This window comes from Pedobacter sp. UYP1, from assembly GCF_040547305.1.
Lineage (GTDB): Bacteria > Bacteroidota > Bacteroidia > Sphingobacteriales > Sphingobacteriaceae > Pedobacter.
The window spans coordinates 1-22293 of the sequence record NZ_JBEPPL010000013.1; the positions used below are offsets into that span (position 1 = coordinate 1).

General features: G+C 42.1%; 8 protein-coding genes. 5 read left to right on the forward strand and 3 right to left on the reverse strand.

Annotation, left to right across the window (positions count from 1 at the left end):
* The first annotated feature begins 503 nt into the window (after positions 1-503).
* The 4 genes from ABIB30_RS20770 (at position 504) to ABIB30_RS20785 (ending at position 19788) form a co-directional block, all read left to right on the forward strand.
* Positions 504-2102, forward strand: coding sequence for an MBL fold metallo-hydrolase (locus ABIB30_RS20770; RefSeq protein WP_354304962.1), 1599 nt, complete (start codon positions 504-506; stop codon positions 2100-2102).
* A gap of 86 nt (positions 2103-2188) precedes the next feature.
* A complete protein-coding gene (locus ABIB30_RS20775) occupies positions 2189-11809 on the forward strand; it encodes a non-ribosomal peptide synthetase (RefSeq protein WP_354304963.1) in 9621 nt (3206 codons plus the stop codon).
* Positions 11810-11834: 25 nt separating this feature from the next.
* Positions 11835-19292, forward strand: a complete 7458-nt coding sequence (locus ABIB30_RS20780) for a non-ribosomal peptide synthetase (RefSeq protein WP_354304964.1) — start codon at positions 11835-11837, stop codon at positions 19290-19292.
* 100 nt (positions 19293-19392) lie between these two features.
* Positions 19393-19788 (forward strand): tetratricopeptide repeat protein, encoded by a 396-nt coding sequence (locus ABIB30_RS20785; protein ID WP_354304965.1) that lies wholly within the window; start codon positions 19393-19395, stop codon positions 19786-19788.
* Here ABIB30_RS20785 and ABIB30_RS20790 read toward each other — a convergent pair.
* The 3 genes from ABIB30_RS20790 to ABIB30_RS20800 are packed head-to-tail and all read right to left on the reverse strand — an operon-like array spanning position 19785 to position 21413.
* Positions 19785-20300 (reverse strand): GNAT family N-acetyltransferase, encoded by a 516-nt coding sequence (locus ABIB30_RS20790; RefSeq protein ID WP_354304966.1) that lies wholly within the window; start codon positions 20298-20300, stop codon positions 19785-19787. The genes ABIB30_RS20785 and ABIB30_RS20790 overlap by 4 nt on opposite strands.
* Before the next feature lie 54 nt (positions 20301-20354).
* Positions 20355-20690, reverse strand: coding sequence for a cupin domain-containing protein (locus tag ABIB30_RS20795; protein ID WP_354304967.1), 336 nt, complete (start codon positions 20688-20690; stop codon positions 20355-20357).
* Positions 20691-20726: 36 nt separating this feature from the next.
* On the reverse strand, positions 20727-21413 hold the full coding sequence (locus ABIB30_RS20800; protein WP_354304969.1) for a GNAT family N-acetyltransferase: 687 nt from the start codon (positions 21411-21413) through the stop codon (positions 20727-20729).
* Positions 21414-21585: 172 nt separating this feature from the next.
* Between ABIB30_RS20800 and ABIB30_RS20805 the strand changes: the two genes are divergently transcribed.
* Positions 21586-22281, forward strand: a complete 696-nt coding sequence (locus ABIB30_RS20805; protein ID WP_354304970.1) for a DUF2461 domain-containing protein — start codon at positions 21586-21588, stop codon at positions 22279-22281.
* The last annotated feature ends 12 nt before the right edge of the window (positions 22282-22293 follow it).

Below are 22293 nucleotides of genomic sequence, written 5' to 3' on the forward strand. Positions count from 1 at the left end.
GTCATAACGTTTTCCATTTCTTGGAAGAGCTAATCCTCCACCTTTTTTATTCTCCATACACTGTTTTTAGTGTATAGCTTTTTTAGGAAGTGACATCTTCAGCTACAGTTCGTCTGCTGATCAATAACATCAGTTCTAAGAGAAATTCCTGTTACGCTAAAACCATTCCTGTGGTAACATGATTATTTCTTTGATTTCTTATAAGTTAAAATTAACAATTGTTTATTATTTAAATGAAAATAAATTGATACTCATTTTTCCTGTAAATAATGGTTTAAACGCTGTTTTTTGAATAAACTTTAATTATGTGTAATTAATATTTGTTTTTGTGATTTTTCGTGCTGAAATTGTATTTATCGATTCGCTATTATAAATATAAATAATGTAAATATATCCATTTTAAGCGATGTAAGGATGGTTTTATTATTCAAATAAGTGCATAAATATAAATAAATGTCATATAGTTTATCTTAAAGTAAAATTAACCTACAATTAACCTATCAATGAAAAACACTGAAGTATACCTGAAGCCGAATTTAGTCATGGAGCCATTAGTCGATAAATGGTATGCATGGAGCCATCTGATCTCTCCTGCAACAGCCGCGATGAACATTGTTGGGCGACATATGACTATTATGGAATCCTATTTAATGGCACCGGAGCTTCATGCAGAAGCTGTCCTGAATCCAAAGTTAAGGGGAGGCCCCTTTATGGATATACCCGTAGAGAGAGCCGATGAAGTCAAAGCAATTTATGAAGATACCCTGTTAAAGCAACAGCCTGTATTGGAATTTTCAAAAGCAGTGAATAAATTAGATAAGCTGCTGAAAGCCGATGCGAAAGGTTTTGCGATGGAAGAAATGTACGCCCGCGTACCTGAAGAACTTAAAGGCTACGTAGAGCTCTACTATGACCGCAACAACAACGGAGGGTTCAGATTTTTTGAACCTCTTTTGTATGATAGTGCTTACTATAATAAAAATTCTCAAAGTTTGGCCTTATGGATTACTGACAATGACCACAGGCCATTTTGCCTGAGTACGCCGAAGCTGACTGATGAAAATACACTGCATTTAGAGATCCCTTTTGATCATGCCGGCATTGATGAACTGGCCAGAATGAAAAGAGTCCCGCAGACCCTTGATTATATCAAAGAAAAACTGGGGATTACCGATGACCAATCGGCACTTTTTGAAACGTTTTTTACGACTGATGTTCCTCCTGCTTATGAAAAGTACGCAGGTGATAAAATCCGCATGCGCTATTTCGGCCATGCCTGTATTTTAATTGAAACCAAAGACATCAGTATCCTGGTTGACCCGCTGATCAGTTATTACGGCTATGCTTCAGAAGTAGATCATTTTTCGGATGTGGATCTTCCTGATACTATTGATTATGTTTTGATCACGCATAACCATCAGGACCATATTCTATTTGAGACCTTGTTGCCCTTACGCCATAAAATCAAAAATATTATTGTGCCCAATACCTGCAGCGGTAAACTCCAGGACCCCGATTTAAAGCTCATGTTCAATCATATTGGTTTTCACAATGTGACCTCGATCAATGAAATGGAATCGGTAAAATTTGCGGATGCCATTATTACAGGAGTACCATTTACAGGAGAACACAGTGATCTGAATATCTTAACAAAATCGTGCTATTTTGTACAGATAGGAGATTTTAAACTGGCATTTTTTGCGGATTCAAGAATAATGGAACCAGAACTCTATGCCCATATCCAGCGGAAAATAGGGAATGTGGATGTTGTTTTTCTGGGAATGGAATGTGATGGAGCTCCTTTATCCTGGTTATATGGACAGTTATTGCCTCAAAAATTACCAAGAGATCAGGACAACAGCCGCAGGTTATCGGGATCTGACTGTAAAAAGGGAATGTCCTTAGTCGATATCTTCCATCCCAAAGAAGTTTACGTGTATGCCATGGGACAAGAGCCCTGGGTTGAGTTTATCAGCAGTATTAAATATACCGATGAATCAAATCCTATTGTTCAATCCAACAGATTAATAGAAGAGTGCAGGGAAAAAGGAATTGCTGCAGAGCGATTATTTGGTGAAAGAGAAATACTCTATAACAAATAACGGATTAAAATTAACAATCACCTTATAGCTTTCTTACCGCTTACTACTATACGTAAATCGTATAGTAGTAACTAATTTAACCTTGCATGAAACTCTCATCCAACACATTCCCTATGCATCCTGCGCAACAGGATGTCTTTATTGATCAGCTGATTAATATCAATAGTCCCCATTACAATATCAATAACTACTTTAAGATTACAGGTACATTAAACATTGATAAATTCATCAGTACTATCGTTTCTTCGGCTGCGGTTTTTGATGTTTTTAAAATGGCGATTGCTACAGCTGATTTTAATCCCGGTTACCAGATTAATGAGCAAGAACGCGAACTCCCTGTTCAGCTCCTGGATTTTAGTGGTGACGACCATCCGGCAGAGCTGATTCTCCAGTGGATAGAAAATCAGAATGACAGGCCGCTTTCCTTAGAAAAATCAAGCTTGCCTGTGGAGCAGTATATCCTTAAAGCAACTGACAATGAACATTATTATTATTTTAAGTTTCATCACCTTCTTTTTGACGGATATAGTGTCAGGGTGTGGGCAAATTATATTTCCAGTAAATATAAAAGCTTGTTAAATAATGATCAGGATGTTTTTGTTTCACCTTCTTATTTGCAGGAGGTAGAAAAAGCAGTAGCCCATCGTGGATCCGACGCTTATCAGGTTAGTGCTGCCTACTGGAAGGCAAAATTAAAGGCAAAGCCAGCTTCCGTTCTTCAGCCAGCTTACAACGCATTGGATGAGTTGGGGAAAGAAAGCAAATGTTATACACACATTTTAGCAAAAAAAGAGCAAATACAGTTGGCTCAATTAGCCGTGGACAGCCAGGCGCGTTTGCAACATTTAACTATTGCCGCAATGGTGATTTACCTGGCTAAAATGTATGGACTGGAGCGTTCTCTTTTTGGTACAGCTGCCCATAAACGAAATCAAAAAGAGCAGCGGGAAATATTAGGAATGTTTTCTGGCGTTGCTCCATTTGAAGGTAATTATCAGCCAACCACTAAATTAATTGATTTCATTCAGCATATAGCCCAGTCTCAAAAAGAAGATTACAAGCATCTTGATTACATCGCCGGAGATCTGAGCAGACATTTTAAACATGATCCTTTAGCAGGGCCTTTCTTTGATTTTGTGATTAATCATATCGTATTTGATTTATCATTTAATTTAGGAAGCGGTATTCAAACAGCTCATGAGGTTAGGTTTAGCAGACATCAGCAAACGCCACTGGAAATTATGTGGCTTGATCACGGAGAAGATCAGCCCTTACAACTGGTCATTGGATTCCGTCATGAATACTTCCGGGAAACAGAAATCGCCTTATTTGCTGAGCAGTTATTAGCTATTATGAAACAGTTTACACAAGCTCTTCAGCTTAATGTTGAAGAAATTGAGGTGGATACTGAGGCAGGAATACCTGCATTTGTAAAAAGAAAAAATAAGGTGGAAATTACAGCAGAGGAATTGTCGCTGCTAAAAACTTTCAATGCCACAGCAGCAGATTATCCACTGGACCAGAACCTTATACAATTATTCACTGCGCAAGCGAACCTCCATCCGGACGCGATTGCAGTGCTCGTGCACGATGAGCAATTAACCTATAGTGAGCTTGATCAAAAAAGTAATCAGCTCGGACATTATCTGCGTAACGCAGGGGTGCAGGAAAATACGCTGGTGCCAATTTGCATAGACCGTTCAGTAGAGATGGTAATTGGCATACTGGGTATTTTGAAAGCAGGAGGGGCATATGTTCCTGTTGATCCGGAATATCCACAAGAAAGAGTGAACTTTCTGCTGGCAGATACCGGTGCTGCTATTGTCGTGAGCAGTACAGCGCAGCACAAACTGTTTGCACATCAGGAGAATATTCATGTAATTTCAATGGATGCAGACTGGGAAGAAATTGCGCAACAACCTGTCTCTTCCTTAGCAAATGAGCTGTATCCTGACCAATTATGTTATGTAATTTATACTTCTGGTTCTACCGGTCAGCCTAAAGGAGTAATGGTGGAACACAGGAATGTGGTGAACTTGGTTTATGACCGTCAGGAGCTTTTAAAGCTTGGCAATACCGACCGGGTAGCCGCATTTACCAGTTATACTTTTGACCCTTTTGTAGAGCAGTTATTTCTGTCTTTGCTGAATGGTGCGGGACTGGTATTGATTTCCAAAGAAGTACAACTGGATGCAGAGGCGCTTGTTGCTCTGCTGAATAAGGAACAAGTTACTTATATATTAAATACGCCAGGGTTTTTAAGGAATGTACCTTTTGAGCAGGCTCCCAGGAGTTTAAAAGCGGTAATGGTTGGCGGAGAACGCTGTACAACTTTATTGGCAGAACAATGGACAACACAACTCCCTGATTTGCACTTTTATGTCGCCTATGGCCCTACCGAATGTACGGTGACTTCTACTATCTATTTATATCCTGAAGATCACAAAGAAGGAAAATACCTTCCTATCGGTAAACCAACACGAAATCAACAAATCCATATCGTAGATTCCAATGGCAATTTACTGCCTTTAGGCGAACCAGGGGAAATCTGGATAGGGGGTGCTGGTGTAGCGCGGGGTTATCTGAACCGTGAAGAATTAACTGCTGAACAATTTATACCGGATACTTTCGGGAGTACAAATGGAGGCCGTTTATATAAAACAGGTGATATCGGGTATTGGCTTCCGGATGGAAATATTGAATTTGTTGGCCGTAAAGATGACCAGGTTAAGGTGCGTGGTTACCGTATTGAACTCGGAGAGATTGAAAATGCCGTTCAGCAAAGTGGTCAGGCAGGTCAGACTGTCGTGCTTGCTATAGCAGATGAATCTGGTCACAATCAACTGGTTTGTTATTTAATTCCGAAAGGAGATTTTGACAAACAAAGGTTGATCTCTTATCTGGAAACTCAATTGCCAGCGTATATGGTACCCCATGTTTTTGTAGAAATGGTTGCTTTTCCACTAACTGCTCATGGTAAACTGGATAAAAAAGCATTGCCTTCAGCAGATATTAAAGGGCAATTGAGCAGGGATTATGTAGCTGCAAGGGACGAATTAGAGTTAAGACTAGTCAATATCTGGGAAGAGTTGCTTCAGATTAATCCAATTGGAATCCATGATAGTTTCTTCGAACTGGGCGGACATTCTCTGCAAGCCATGCGGGTTAGTGGTTATATGCACAAGGAATTTGGTGTAAATGTCCCGGTAAAACATATATTTCAATGTAAAAATATAGAGAAACTTGCAGTCTATGTAGCTGAACATAAGGGTAAAAGTGCGGTACATTCTTCTATTCCGGTGAAGCAAAGAAATGGGGATGTTCCACTATCTTATGGTCAGGAGGGCCTTTGGCGGATAGACCAGCTTAGTGGAAGTAAGCAGTATCATATGCCTATGTATTTCCGTTTGTCGGGAACAATAAATACAGCTGCGCTTGAACAAGCGATCAATGAGGTTGTGAACCGTCACGAAATTTTAAGAACAGTGATCCGTGAGGATGCCGAAGGACAACCTTTTCAGTTCGTTTTAGAAAAAGATACCTGGTCACTCGATAGAATAAATCATATTCAGGGTGGCGAAAGCGCATTGGATGATTTGCTGTCTGAGCTTTCTTCAGCACCCATCGCGTTACATACGGATCATATGCTGCGTGGTCATCTGATCCGGATTTCGGACCAAGAACAGGTATTGGTAATTATACTTCACCATATCGCAGCCGATGGCTGGTCGGTTTCGGTATTGATCCGGGAGCTGGTTTCTTGCTATCAAATGCAGACCACAGGTTCAACAGCAGCACTACCTGCGCTTCCTTTACAATATGGAGATTATTCCATCTGGCAGCGTGCGCAAGAAGAATCTCAATGGAATGGTGGTATTGCCTACTGGAAAAATCAACTGGAGGGGACCAGTCAGCTGGAGTTGCCTGCAGATTATCCGCGTCCATTTATACAGAGTACAAAAGGCGCCATGGCCGTATTTACATTGAATCAGGAATTGTCAGCAGGATTGCAATTGTTGGCACGCCAGCATGGAGCTACCTTACACATGACCCTATTGTCGGCCTTCAAAATTTTGCTGCACCGTTACAGTGGTCAGGACGATATTTGTGTGGGAAGTGTGATTGCAGGACGGACGCGTCAGGAACTAGAAGGGTTAATTGGCTTTTTTGCCAATACACTGGCCTTAAGAAGTAACCTTGGCGGTAATCCTTCATTTCTTGATTTGCTGCAGCAAGTAAGAGAGACCGCAATGAATGCATACGAACATCAGGATGTTCCTTTTGAACGTGTTGTGGAAGCTGTTGGCCAGGAAAGAGATAAAAGCCGTAACCCTTTATATCAGGTGATTTTTACGGTACAGAATATTCCGGAAGTACCAAAGTTCCGCCTGGGGGAAGCTGTTTTTACAGCGCAGAAAACAGGGCGTACAACCAGTCAGTTTGACCTGAATGTTTCTGTAGTAGCAACAGAAGCAGGAATTGAAATTAGTGTGGAATATTGTACTGATTTGTTTAAAGAAGAAACAATAGGCCGCATGTTTGGTAATTATCAACAGCTGCTTCAATCTATTTTATCTGCTCCGGCGCAAACAATAGCACAACTGCCAATATTGCGTAAGCCAGAACTGCAAAAACTGCTTTTTGATTTCAACAATACGGCAGTTGCTTATCCGCACGAGCAGACTTTAATAGATTTATTTAGCTGGCAGGCAGCTCAGACTCCTGATGCAATTGCATTGGTTTATCTGGATCAGACTTTAACTTATAAAGCGCTTGAGGAACAGAGTAATCAGCTTGGGCATTACCTGCGCAGTGCAGGAGTGAGAGAAGATACGCTGGTTCCAATTTGTATCACGCGTTCTGTAGAGATGATGATTGGAATATTAGGTATCCTGAAATCTGGCGGCGCTTATGTGCCAATTGATTCGGAATACCCACAAGAGCGCATCAATTATATTTTGTCTGATACCCATGCAGCTATCGTGGTGAGCAATGAGGCTAACAAATCATTGCTTTTGGCTCAGCATGCCGATATCCGCATTATTTCGTTAGACGGAGAAAATGAAGCTATTGCGAACGAACCAACATCGGCTGTGCCCACAGCTCTTCGCCCAGCTCATTTATGCTATGTCATGTATACTTCTGGCTCTACCGGGCAGCCGAAAGGTGTTCTGGTTACGCATAGCAATGTGACCAGCCTGATTTCAGGTGCAAATTATATCAAGCTGAGTTCCCGTGATGCGTTATTATCTGCGGGCTCTGCTTCTTTTGATGCTACAACATTTGAGTATTGGAGCATGTTGCTGAATGGCGGGCGTCTGGTCTTATGTCCTGCTAATAGTTTGCTGGATAACAATTTATTCAAAGAAGTATTGCAAGTAAATAAAATCACGGTGATGTGGTTTACCGCAGGCTGGTTTAACCTGCTTGTTGATGTGGATATCGATTTATTTGAAGGCTTATCAGCGATTATGGTTGGCGGTGAGAAACTATCGGTTGCACATATCAATCGCTTCCGCGAATTCTATCCGGATAAAACTATTATCAATGGCTATGGCCCAACTGAAAATACAACTTTCTCTATTTGTTACCCTATTCAGGAAATGGAGTCAGCAGGGAATATTCCTCTGGGCCGTCCGCTGAATAACCGCCAGGTTTATGTACTGGATAATTTCTTGCAACCAGTACCAATTGGTGTAGCCGGGGAGATTTATACAGGCGGGGCTGGAGTAGCACGTGGCTATCTGAATCAGGAAGAGCTGACCTGGGCACGATTTATCAAAGATCCTTTTGTAATTGGGAACCGTTTATATAAAACAGGTGACATTGGCAGATGGCTTTCCAATGGAAATATAGAGTTTCTGGGCCGGATGGATGACCAGGTGAAAATCAGGGGTTACCGTATCGAGCTGGGAGAGATTGAAAGTGCTATTCAGCAAAGTGGTTTTACAGGACAATGCGTGGTGCTGGCACCCGCTGATGAATCCGGACAGAAACGCCTGGTAGGTTATGTGGTTCCTGGTGAACAAGGGTTTGACAGGGACGGATTGGTCAGTTATCTGGAAGCGCGTTTACCAGATTATATGGTGCCACATGTATTTATGGAGCTGGAGGTTTTTCCGTTAACTGCGAATGGTAAACTGGATAAAAAAGCTTTGCCAGACGCAAATGCTATTCAGCTGATCAGAATGGATTCAGAAGATTTGCTCACGGAAACTGAACAAAAGGTAAAAGATATCTGGGCGCTGTCTCTCGATCTTGAAGAATTAGGAATTCATGATGATTTCTTTAAACTTGGTGGTGATTCTATCATTGCTATTGGGGTCATCAGCCGTTTGCGCAAAGCATTTAATGATAGTATTCGCTTATATGACCTTTATGAATGTTCAACGGTCAGCCGTTTATCGGCGTTGATTGACTCAGGACATGAGGTTGTGACTGAAGATAAAGGACATACAGTTCGTGATGCAGTAATTGCTGAGCTGGAATCTCTGCGTTCACGTTTGCTGCCAGAGTTTGAAGATGAGTCAGAGATAGAAGATGTTTATCCGATGAGTGATATTCAGAGTGGGATGGTTTATGCTTCTCAATTAAATCCTGAGCAAGCCGTTTATCATGATCAGTTAACTTTTAAAATGCCATTATCACTGAACAGGGATGTTTTTGAACAGGCTTTAAAGTTACTGGTTGCCAAGCATTCCATTTTGCGGACCAGGTTTGATCTTGATGTTTATACAGGAGATGTACAAGTTGTTTATAAGCAAGGAGACCCTGAATTGTTATTCCGGGATATTCGTTTATTTACTGAAAATGGATCTGGCGCTTATTTAAATGATTACCTGACAGCAGAACGCGCTATTCCTTTTGTTGCACATCAGGGTAAGTTATGGCGCATCAGTTTATTGCAGACTTTGAAGGATTATATCCTGGTGTTTCAGTTTCATCATGCCATGTTTGATGGCTGGAGTGTTGCTTCATTTACAACAGAATTGAATAATCTGTATTTAGCTATCCTGGCCAATGGACCGCAAGTTCAGGTAACTTCGCTAAAAGCGAGCTATCGTGATTTTGTGATCGAGAGTATTTCAGAAAAGCGCAATGAGGATAACCGGACTTATTGGGCAGAGTCATTAACCGACTATAAACGGTTGGACATGTTTACAGAAACGGTTGCGGATGATAACTGGGCAAAAGCCTATGACCTGGATTATCTGCAGCGCTTAAAAGACAAGACTAAAGCAGATGGATTGAGTTTGAAAGGAATGTTCCTTGGCGCCTATCAGTATATGCTGAGTATGTTGACTATGGAGCAGGAAGTAACCTTGGGTGTGGTGACCAATGGACGTCCGCTTACTGAAGATGGAGATAAAGTACTGGGTTGCTTTTTAAATACTATTCCTTTCCGTTTTATTGGTGGCGATACTGAGCTCACCTGGAAAGCATATTTTGAACGTATTGAACAACAGCTAACTTCACTCAAAGAGCGGGACAGGATGCCTTTAATGGAAATTGCACAGCTAACCGGCGAACAATCTTCCAGTGGCAATCCATTCTTTGATACGCTGTTCAACTACATTAATTTCCATGTATATGGTCAGATGGATACAGAAGAGGGATTATTTGCAAAGCAAGGGCATGTTCAGTTAGCAGAAGAGGAAGAGAAAAATGCTTCTGGCGGTTATGAAGCTACGAACACTTACCTGGATTGTTCGGTGAGTGTAACCGGTGATATTCTGGTGGTAAGTTACCACCGCACAAGAGCTCTTAAAAGTGGTAAAACACTGGCAGATATTCATACTTATTTTGATCGCGTACTGCAAGCTTACCTGGAGCATTACGAACAGCGCATTGCCGATGTTCCGATATTGTCTGCACAGGAACTGGACTTATTAAGCACGTTCAATTCAACAACGATGACGTATCCGGATACGCAAACACTGGTTGATTTATTTGTCACTCAGGCAACTCAGTATCCAGATGCAGTGGCGCTAATAGATGAGGATCAGCATTTAACTTATAAAGAACTCGATCTAAAGAGTAACCAGCTGGGACATTATTTACGTTCGGCAGGAGTTCAGGAAGATACCCTGGTGCCAATCTGTATCGGGCGTTCTATGGACATGATTATTGGTATACTGGGAATTTTGAAAGCGGGAGGTGCTTATGTCCCAATTGATCCGGAATATCCTCAGGAAAGGATTAATTATATGCTTTCTGATACCGGAGCAGGTATTGCTTTAAGCAATGCACAACATCGTGAGCTACTGGATGAACAGGGGATTTTAGTGATTTCAATAGATGAACAGCAGGAATTAATCCAGAAGGAGTCTGCTTCACCTGTACCGGCAGCGCTCCATCCAGCTCATTTATGTTATGTGATTTATACCTCCGGATCTACAGGGCAACCCAAAGGCGTATTGATAGAACATAAAGGTGTGGTTAACTTGATTTGTGATCGCCAGCGGTTTTTGAAATTCAAAACCAGCGACCGGGTACTTTTATTTTCTAATTATACTTTTGATCCTTTTGTGGAGCAGCTTTTTATGGCTTTGCTAAATGGTGCAGCATTAGTTATTATACCTAAAGAGGTACAAATGGATGCAGGTAAGCTGATGGAAGTTATTGCAGCTGAAAAGGTTACTTATCTGGATGTGACGCCAAGTTTCTTAAGCGGGTTAAATCCGGATGAGCAATTAAAAGATTTAAAACACGTGATTGCCGGAGGCGAACGCTGTGCAACTTCGCTTGCACAGCGCTGGACGCAGGATGCGGAATTAGATTTTTATAACGCATACGGGCCAACAGAGTGTACCATTACTGCTACAGTCTATTCTTACGCTAAAAACAGAAAAGACGGCGAGTACCTGTCTATTGGTAAGCCAGTTGGAAATGTACAAATACACATCCTGGATAACGGAGGTAATTTGTTGCCTGCAGGTGTACCGGGAGAGATTTGTATTGCTGGTGCCGGGGTCGCCCGTGGTTATCTGAACCGCGAAGAGTTAACTGCAGCACGTTTCGTTGCCAATACTTTTGGTGAAGGCCGTTTGTATAAAACTGGTGATACGGGCAGGTGGCTTCCAGATGGAAACATCGAATTTATAGGCCGTATAGATGATCAGGTTAAGGTACGCGGCTATCGTATTGAACTGGGAGAGATTGAAAGTACCATTCAACAAAGCGGCTTAGTGAATCAGTGTATTGTAATGGCGCAAGCAGATGATGCTGGTCATCACCAATTGATTTGTTATGTGGTTTCTTCAGGCGTTTTTGTAAAAGAGAATCTGATGGCTTACCTGGAAACTCAATTACCGGAATATATGGTGCCCCGTGTATTTGTAGAGATGGAATCGATTCCATTGACTTCCCATGGTAAACTGGATAAAAAGGCATTGCCTTCAGCAGATACTAAAGGTCAGCTGAGCAGGAATTATGTCCCCGCTGAAACTGAACTGGAATCCACTCTTGTCGGGATCTGGGAAGAGTTGCTTCAGATTTCTCCTATCGGAATTCAAGACAGTTTCTTTGAACTGGGCGGGCATTCTTTGCTGGCTATGCGGGTGAGCAGTAGTATACAAAAAGAACTGGAGGTCAATGTTCCGGTCAAAAGTATATTTCAATGCAAAAGCATAGCTAAACTAGCAGCCTATATAGAAGAGCTCCAGGACAAAACTGTTCGGCTTGGAGTCAATGTAATCAGCCTTTAAACCAATATAACCTAAATAAATAGCTATGAATACGGACTTTAACGAGGTTGTCGGTGTGTTGAAAAAAGCAAGAAATAACGGTGTTTCTGTTTTTCTTGAACATGATAATCTTAAACTTGACTTAGGGGAGCAGACGCAGATTGATCCTGAGCTGCTGGAGGAAATTAAAAAACACAAACAGGATATCATTGATTTTTTACGAAATGATATGTCTTCTGGTGATGATTTTGATCATTCACCAATTCCAGTCAGAGCCGCGCAGGAGGAAATTCCATTGTCTTATGGCCAAAAGGGCCTCTGGATGATTGACCAGCTCAATGGAAGTACGCATTATCATATGCCAATGTATTTCCGCTTGTCGGGGAAATTTAATGCAGATGCGCTGGAGCTGGCCATTAAAGAGGTGGTGAACCGCCACGAGATTTTACGGACGGTAATCCGGCAGAATGCTGCAGGTCAGCCTCTTCAGGTTGTCTTAGAGAAAGATCGCTGGTCTTTAAACAGGATAGCCGATTATCAGGGTGGAGATGCCGGGCTCACTAAGCTGCTGGCTTCCATAGCTGCTGCCAGTATAGATCTCCGTACAGATCATATGCTGCGCGGACATTTAATCCGTATCTCGGATCAGGAACATGTGCTGGTTATTCTTCTGCATCATATTGCAGCGGATGGCTGGTCTCTTTCGGTACTGATCAGGGAACTGGTTTCTCTGTACCAGATGAATACAGGGGGTGAAAAAGCCATACTTCCTGCACCAGGATTACAATATGGAGATTATTCCATCTGGCAGCGTAAGCAGGAAGAGTTACACTGGGGCCGCCGGATCGCTTATTGGAAAGATCGTCTGGTGGGTACCAGTCCACTGGAACTGCCTGGCGATTATCCGCGGCCAGCCATACAAAGTACAAGGGGGGCGATGGCTGTATTCCCGCTTGGGGCAAAACTTTCAGCGGGTTTGCAATTGCTGTCCCGCCAGCAAGGTGCCACACTGCATATGGTGATGCTGGCTGCTATTAAAGTTTTGTTTTACCGTTACAGTGGACAGGATGATATTTGTGTGGGCAGTGTGATTGCAGGACGGACACGACAGGAATTGGAAGGTTTAATTGGCTTTTTTGCCAATACACTGGCTTTGAGAAGTAATCTGAGTGGTAATCCTTCCTTTCTGGACTTGCTGCAGCAAGTCAAAGAGACGACTTTGGGTGCCTATGAAAATCAGGACGTACCTTTTGAACGTGTTGTTGAGGCAGTTGGACAAGAAAGGGATAAGAGCCGCAATCCTTTGTACCAGGTGATTTTTACCGTACAGAATATTCCTGAAGTACCGGTGTTCCGGTTAGGAGAGGCGGTGTTAAAAGAACAGAAAACAGGCCATACCACAAGTCAGTTTGATTTGAATATTTCTGCAGTAGAGGGGCCGGCAGGAATTGAAGTTGGGGTAGAATATTGTACTGACTTGTTTAAAGGGGCAACGATAGACCGCATGTTCCGCAATTACCTGGTCTTACTTCAGGCTATCGTATTCGCTCCCTCACAAAGAATAGATCAGCTGCCGATATTGCGTAAATCGGAAGAGGAGGAGCTTTTAAATACTTTCAATGCAAGGACTTCAGCTTATCCTCAGGACCAGACTTTAGTAGATCTTTTTACCAAACAGGCAAGTCAGACTCCAGATGCTATTGCCGTGGTTTATCTGGATCAGCGGTTAACCTACAAAGAGCTCGATGAAAGGAGTAACCAGCTTGGACATTACCTGCGCAGTGCAGGGGTCAGAGAAGATACACTGGTTCCAATCTGCATTCCACGTTCTGTGGACATGATGATCGGCATACTCGGTATTCTGAAAGCGGGTGGCGCTTATGTGCCGGTTGATCTGGAATATCCGCAGGAAAGAATCAGCTATATTTTGTCAGATACCAAGGCCGGTATAGTTTTGAGTAATGAGGCTGGCAGCTCGCTGTTGAATGGTTATGAAGAAATCTGTATCATTTCTTTGGATGGAGAGCGTGAGATTATTGCTCAGGAACCGGTTTTTGCTGTACCATCAGCTCTCCGGCCGGATCATTTATGTTATGTCATGTATACTTCTGGCTCTACAGGGCAACCTAAGGGTGTTTTGGTAGAACACCGCAACGTGATCAGCCTGAGTTTTGGCGCGAATTATATCAAATTGAGTTCCCGCGATGCGCTATTATCTGCAGGCTCTCCTTCTTTTGACGCCACAACATTTGAATATTGGGGGATGTGGCTTAACGGAGGGCGGCTGATCTTATGTCCGGCCAGCAGTTTACTGGATAACAATTTATTGAAAACGGTACTGCAAATCAATAAGGTTACAGTCATGTGGTTTACTTCGGGCTGGTTTAACCAGTTGGTTGATGTAGCTATAGATTTGTTTGAAGGGCTATCATCGATTATGGTAGGCGGGGAAAAACTATCGGTCAAACATGTCAACCGTTTCCGCCAGTTTTATCCGGATAAGATTTTAATCAATGGATATGGGCCAACTGAAAATACAACTTTTTCGCTGACCTATCAATTAACAGGCCGGCAGTACGAAGGTAATATCCCTATTGGCAGGCCGCTGAAAAACCGGCAGGCTTATATACTGGATAGTTATGGACAACCAGTACCAATTGGTGTGGCCGGAGAGATCTATGTAGGCGGGGCAGGTATTGCCCGGGGTTACCTGAATCAGGAAGTGTTAACTTCAGAAAGGTTTATTCCGGATGTTTTTGGAAAGACAAGTGGTGGCCGTTTGTATCAGACAGGCGATCTTGGCAGATGGCTGGCAGATGGGAATATTGAATTTATCGGCCGCAGGGACGATCAGGTAAAAATCCGTGGTTACCGTATCGAACTGGGAGAAATTGAAAATAGCATTCAGCAAAGTGGCCTGGTGAGCCAGTGTGTGGTAATGGCGCCTGCCGATGAATCAGGACAAAAACGCCTGGTAGGTTATATTACAACTAATGGACAAGGTTTTGAACGGGATGCACTGGTTGCTTATCTGGAATTACGTTTGCCGGATTATATGGTACCTCATCTATTTCTGGAATTAGAAGCTTTCCCGCTTACAGCTAATGGTAAACTGGATAAAAAAGCATTGCCGGATGCAAATAGTATTCAGCTCATCAGAACTGAAATTGCGCAAGCAATGGATGCGCCGCTAACCGAAACTGAGCAAAAAGTAAAAGAGATCTGGGCATTATCACTGGGTATTGAAGAACTGAGTATTCATGAAGATTTCTTTAAGCTTGGCGGGGATTCTATTGTTGCCATCGGGGTCATCAGCAGATTACGTAAAGCATTCAATGATACGATCCGGTTATATGATCTGTATGAGTGTTCAACGGTCAGCAGTTTAGCGGCTTTAATTGATTCGGGGAATACTGTTGATGCTGACAGTCCAAAGGCAGAACCAGTTCATGCAGAAGTTATTGCCGAACTGGAAGCGCTGCGTTCACATTTGCTTCCACAACTGGAACAGCTGTTTGCGGAGCAGCATACTGAACTGGAAGTTGAAGATATTTATCCGATGAGTGATATCCAAAGCGGCATGGTCTATACCTCTCAGTTAAATCCTGAACTGGCTATATATCATGATCAGATCACGTTTAAATTACCAAAGGAATTAGACCGGAATGTTTTTGAACAGGCCCTGAAAAGACTGGTTTCCAAACATTCGATCCTGCGGACCAGGTTTGACCTTCACCTCCATACACAAGGCATACAGGTTGTTTATAAGCAAGGTGATATCCATGTGGAATATCATGATCTCCGGCAATTGGAAGAGACAGCCCCTGGTGCTTACCTGGGCAAATATTTAGCAGAAGAACGGAAGTTCCCTTTTGAAGTCCATCAGGGAAACTTATGGCGGATGGACGTGTTTCAAACTTTGAAAGAACATATTCTGCTGTTTCAGTTCCATCATGCGATGCTGGATGGCTGGAGTGTAGCTTCTTTTGCGACAGAATTGAATAACCTCTATGTGGCACAAATGGAAAGCAGCGTGGAGGTAGAATTGCCGCTTTTGAAAGCAAGTTATCGTGATTTTGTCATAGAAAGTATTTCAGAGAAGCGCAATGAAGAGAACCGTGAATTCTGGGTACAGTCCTTATCCGATTATAAAAGGCTGGATATTTTTACAGATACAGTGATTGATGGTAACTTATTAAAAGTTTACGACGTGACTTACCTGGATCGCCTGAAAACTAAAACACAAGCAGATGGACTGAGTTTGAAGGGCGTGTTTCTTGGCGCTTACCAGTATATGCTGAGCATGCTGACCGTGGAGCAGGAAGTTACGGTAGGGGTGGTGACCAATGGCCGTCCGATTACCGAAGATGGAGATAAAGTGTTAGGTTGTTTTTTAAATACAATCCCTTTCCGTTTCATTGGTGAGGATTCGCAAACCACCTGGAAAACTTATTTTGAGCGTATAGATCAACAGTTAATTTCACTGAAAGAAAGAGATCGTGTGCCTTTGTCAGAAATTGCGAGATTGATTGGGGAACAGGCTTCCAGTGGCAATCCTTTCTTTGATACGATTTTCAACTATATTAATTTCCATGTATTTGATCAGATGGATGGTCTGGAAGGCTTATTCGTGCAGCAGGATTATCTGCAGGCTGAAGCAGATCCGGTACAAATGGAAAGTTCTGAGGTTACCAATACACATCTGGACTGTACAGTGAGTACTACAGGTAATGTGCTGGCTGTTAATTACCGGTTGGGCAAAGAACTGAAGTGCGGTAAAACACTGGCTGATATTCATGTTTATTTTGATGCCGTACTCGCTGCTTACCTTGAACATGATCAGCAGCGTATTGCGGATGTCCAGGTGTTGCCGGCAGCGGAACTAGCCTTGTTATCCGCTTTCAATTCCCGGGCAGCAGCTTATCCGGTTGAGCAGACTTTGGTAGATTTGTTTGCCTTACAGGTTGCTCATCACCCGGATGCGGTTGCGTTGATTTATGAAGATCAGCAGTTAAGCTATAGTGCGCTTGATCAGCAGAGTAATCAACTCGGACATTATTTACGTTCGATGGGGGTAAAAGAGGATATGCTGGTGCCTGTCTGTATAGATCGTTCTTTGGATATGATCATCGGTATATTGGGTATTTTGAAAGCCGGAGGAGCTTATGTACCCATAGATCCGGAATATCCTCAGGAACGGATCAATTATTTGCTTGCCGATACCAGGGCGCAGCTTATAGTGAGCAGTTCCCATTACCGTAACTTATTTCACGAAGACATACGTGTTGTTGCGATGGATGAAGATTGGGCAGCAATCCATCAGGAATCCTCAGCACCGGTTTCAACTGCGCTTCAGGCAGATCATTTATGCTATGTAATCTATACTTCGGGTTCCACCGGACAACCAAAAGGTGTATTGATCGAACACAGGAGTGTTCATAATATGGTCTTCGGCTGGCAGAAAAAATTAACGCTGAATAAGGCTGACCGGGTATTGCTGTTTTCAAACTACACTTTTGATGCTTCTGTTGAACAGTTGTTTATGGCTTTGTTGAATGGCGCCGGGCTGGTTTTAATCTCAAAAGAAGTGCAGATGGATGCCGATGCTGTTATAGCGGTCATGAATGCAGAAAAAGTCACTTATATGCTGGCTACGCCAGGATTTTTAAGGAATATACCTGCAGATCAGGTTCCATCAAGTTTAAGGCATATTACTGCCGGTGGAGAGCGCTGCGGAATTCCATTGGCGCAAAGCTGGACGGAATATACTTCGCTCAATTTTTACAATGCTTATGGGCCAACGGAGTGTACGGTATTTGCGACTACTTATAAATTTGAGAGGGGTTGGAATGAGGCAGATTATCTGCCCATCGGCAAACCAGTTGAGAATGTACAGATTTATTTGCTGGATGCTGCAGGGAATTTATTGCCTGCAGGCGTACCAGGAGAAATCTGTATTGGTGGTTCTTGTGTAGCCAGAGGTTATCTGAACCAGCAGGAGTTAACCTCAGCACGCTTTGTGCCTGATCCTTTTGGAAATAAAGCTGATGGCCGCTTGTATAAAACGGGTGATATCGGCAGATGGCTTCCTGACGGAAATATGGAGTTTATTGGACGTATGGACGATCAGGTTAAAGTAAGAGGGTACCGGATTGAACTGGGAGAAATTGAAAATGCTGTTCAGCAGAGTGATTTTGTCAGTCAATCTGTGGTGCTTACCCGTGCGGATGAATCGGGGAGTAATCATTTGGTTTGTTATGTGGTTCCGGAAGGTCCTTTTGCGAAAGATCACCTGGTGTCCTACCTGGAGACGCAGTTACCTGAATATATGGTGCCGCGCGTATTTGTAGAAATGGAGGCCATGCCATTGACCTCACATGGCAAGCTGGATAAAAAAGCGTTACCGATGGCGGGTGCCTCAGTTCATCAAAGTCAGGGTTATGTGCCTGCCAGAAATGAGCTGGAAGCCAATTTGGTAGCTATCTGGGAAGAATTGCTTCATGTGTCTCCTGTAGGTATTCATGATAGTTTCTTTGATTTGGGTGGCCATTCTTTATTGGCTATGCGCGTAATGAATCCGATCAGAAAGTTAGGATATAAAGTGCAAATGCAAGACTTGCTGGTCAACACGACCATCAATACGCTATCCCGCATGTTGCAAAGACAGCTTTATCAAACAGGGAATGAACATCTTGTTTTACTGAATTCCGGCCGTTTGGATGAGCCTGTTTTTATAATACCTGGCTCGGATGGAATCTGCGATGGTTATGATGAACTGGCTAAAGGATTAGAGGAAAGTGGTGCGGTTTACGGTCTGCAAATGATGGGGCTGTTTAAAGGTGAAAAGCCTTTGGAAAGTATCCAGGCAATTGCGGCAATGAACATAGAATGGATCAGATCAGTACAGTCAGTAGGGCCTTATCGTTTAATCGGACATTCTTTCGGTGGACAGGTAGTTTATGAAATGACACTGCAGTTGGAACGTGAGGGGGAGCAGGTAGATTTGCTGGCTATTTTAGATGCCGCGGCTGTCTTAAAACGAAACCTCCAGTCTGTTGAAAATCAGGGAAATGCATTGCTGGATATACTCAGCTATTATCATTTGATACAGGTGCCTTATCCAGCCTGGACAACTGAGTTTTTAACTGCTGTGGCAGAGATTCCTGAACATGAACTGAAAGGTTTTGTAGCTGATTTTCTGACTGATAAATCTGGCCTTAAGCAAGAAGATGTCGCTTTCATTTTGAGATTGCTCGATTTACAGTTTACAAATGTGCAATTGAATTACCTCGTAAGTGGTGAAATCAAAGCTTTGACAGTTGTTGTCAAAGCTGAACAGGCGGATTGGACAGGTTATGAACCCGGTTTAGGCTGGGAAAAGCATGCAGCAAACGCAGTTGTTTATACAGCTCCTGGAAATCATTTTAATATGGTGAAGAATAAAGAGGCCTTAGCCTTAGCTGCTTATTTAAAAACGCATATCATTTGTTATACTGATTTGTAAAAGACGCTGCTGTCTTTTTGGCTAAACTCAAAGGAACAGTTATATTGCAATAATCCGGTTGTGGTTTTTTCCGCAACCGGATTATATAAGCTGACTGTGCATGGAAAATAATGCTGATTCTCTGGTTGAAAAATTAAAGCTGATCAAGGAATTGAACGCGAATCTTTGGGGCTGGCCAAATGAAAAGGTCCAATTGAAAGAAGCCGGAAATCTTTTAGCAGATTTAATAACAGACTTTCCTGAAAACACTTCGGTACTGATTAATATAGGTGCTTTGAGAATTGATCAGGGAAAATATAAAGCGGCTATGACCTTTTTGAAAAAGGCTGAATCGATTGGCTCGGCCGACCGCAATTTATACCTGAATATAGCTATAGCAATGCTTAATATTTCGGCTCAAACCAGGGAAAATGCTCAGGTTTGGTTTAAAAAGGCAGAAACTTTCGAGGCTGACGACTTAACTATAACTGCTTATTTTGATCCTCAGGGGTATTAGCCAATCACCTTTTTCTCCATGACAATGAATTCTATTGGTTGTTTAATATCGCCGAAAACCCCCTCGCCTTCAAATGGTTGTATTTCTCCTGTAAAGGTGTATCCATGACGTTCATACCATTCAATAAGTTCTGTCCGGCTGCGGATTACAGACATCGTAATGGTGTGGCAGTTTAATTTTCTGGCTTGTATTTCTGCTGCTGCAAGCAAGGCTTTACCAATTCCTTTGCCTTGGAGAACAGGGGATACACTGAACATGCCTAAGTATAATTTAGGGCCTTTAACCTCCAGGTAAACAGAACCCAGGATCTGCTCATTTTCATCCGTATATTTGAGGATCTCAATCGTATCCTTATTGAAGTACGTAGCTAATGTTTCTTCATCGATCCGGATACCACCTAAAAGGTCTGCTTCAGTTGTCCAGCCTTTCTTTGATTCCTCACCGCGATAAGCGCTGTTTACTAATACATTTAACTGGGGTACATCTGCAACTGTGGCACTGGTAATTGGCATATAATTATTTTTAAGTCAAATTTAATATTTTCAACTATTGCAGCCAAAACGGGATTATAAGAATTTGAAATCTTCCCGTACCGGATCAAAAATATCTATCAGTTTACAATCGGTAATCGCTTTGCCACCGTGAATCACATTCGGTGGAACAATTGCGAATGTACCGGTATCCAGTACTTTCGATACCCCATCGACAGTCAGTTCAAACTGGCCTTCAATAACAAATACGCATTGATGATTGATGTGCTGGTGCATTGCAGATACACTTCCTGCTTTTACCTCCAGGAAATTGATCGTATTGTTATCCGTATGGATTATTTTTGATAAATAACCAGGTGATAATTCTTTAGTTTCTATATCAGAAAAACGGTGAAAAACAGGGTTGTTCATAGTGTGTTTTATTTTGTGTTTGTTTTTGATGAAATATTAGCTCTGTATTTTCTTGATGAAATAAACATAAACTTCTTTTCTTATTAAAAATCCTAAATCTTTATAAACTTTAATCGCACGTTCATTATCAGTGCGTACATGTAAGAAAGGAATACTGGATGCTGCTTTGATCCTTCGGATCTGTTGGAGTAACAGTTGCCTGGCAAATCCTTTACCCAGATGATCAGGATGCGTACACACAGCACTGATCTCTGCATAATTAAACGGATTTAAACGCTGACCTGCCATCGCTGCCAGCTTACCATTTTCAAAGATACCCTGGTAATGTCCGAATTCAATTGTTCTGGTTGAAAAAGGCCCTGGATTGGTCAGCTTAGTCAGTGCAAGCATTTCGGGGATATGCGCTTCATTTAGTGGTACAGGCTGTAAAGTGATTTCCTGATTGATAGCTGGCTGCTCGAAAACCATTTGAAAAATACTGACCTGGTTAAGGATTTTCCAGGAATGCGGAATTTCTACTGCCACAGGTATTACCAATCCAATTGGATTGTCATGGGGTATGATTTCATAAAGCTGGTGAAAGTTTTCTTCAGTGTTTTCTTTTAAGCCAACAAAAGGTGAAACTTCCGGATCAAAATGTTTAATGTTTTCGCTGCCATTTGAAAAATTTGCATGATGGCTGATGAGTGCATTAAATACGGGATTATCTAATATATGATCCATGGCGTAAACCTAGAAAAAAAATCTTCAGTCTAAAAAAAATACTGGATTCAGCTATGGGATGAGGTATTAAATTTACTTAACTATGGAGATTTAGTTTTTTACACCACTTATATTTGTACCAGGGCCGGCTGCTCAGCTTACAAGCCGGTTATTCAGATTGAAATTAATACCAATGAAAAAACTTACTTTAAAACAACCACAACTTCATCCTTCAAACTTTGATTTCTTAAAAGATTTAGGACAAAATAATGATAGAGAATGGTTCAGTTTACATAAAGATGAATTTCAAAAAGAGCAGTTGCAGCTAGAAGACTTTGCAGATGCGTTATTACAAGATCTCAATTCGCATGATGTAATTGAAACCGCTTCAGGGAAAAAGAGTTTGTACCGTATTTACAGAGATACCCGCTTCTCAAAAGATAAGACTCCTTATAAAACACATTGGAGCGGCAGTTTCAGGCGTGCAGGAAAATTCCGCAGAGGAGGATATCATTTTCATCTTGAATCTGGTAACAGTTATATTGCTGGTGGTTTCTTCGGGCCATCCACTGAAGATCTGAAACGAATCAGACAAGAGATTTCTTTTGATGCTGTTCCACTCAGGAAAATCCTAAGCAGTAAATCATTTACCTCAACATTTGAAACTTTAAAAGGGGAACAGCTCAAAACGACACCCAAAGGTTTTGATGCCAATGATGAGGCCATTGACCTTTTACGCTATAAACAATTTCTGCTGATCCGGAAGTTTTCAGATGAAGAAGTGCTTGGTGAAGATTTTCTACAACTGGCTGGACAGACTTTCAAAAATATGCGTCCATTTTTTGATTACATGAGTGAAATATTGACAACTGATATTAACGGACTATAGATCTAAAGCCTT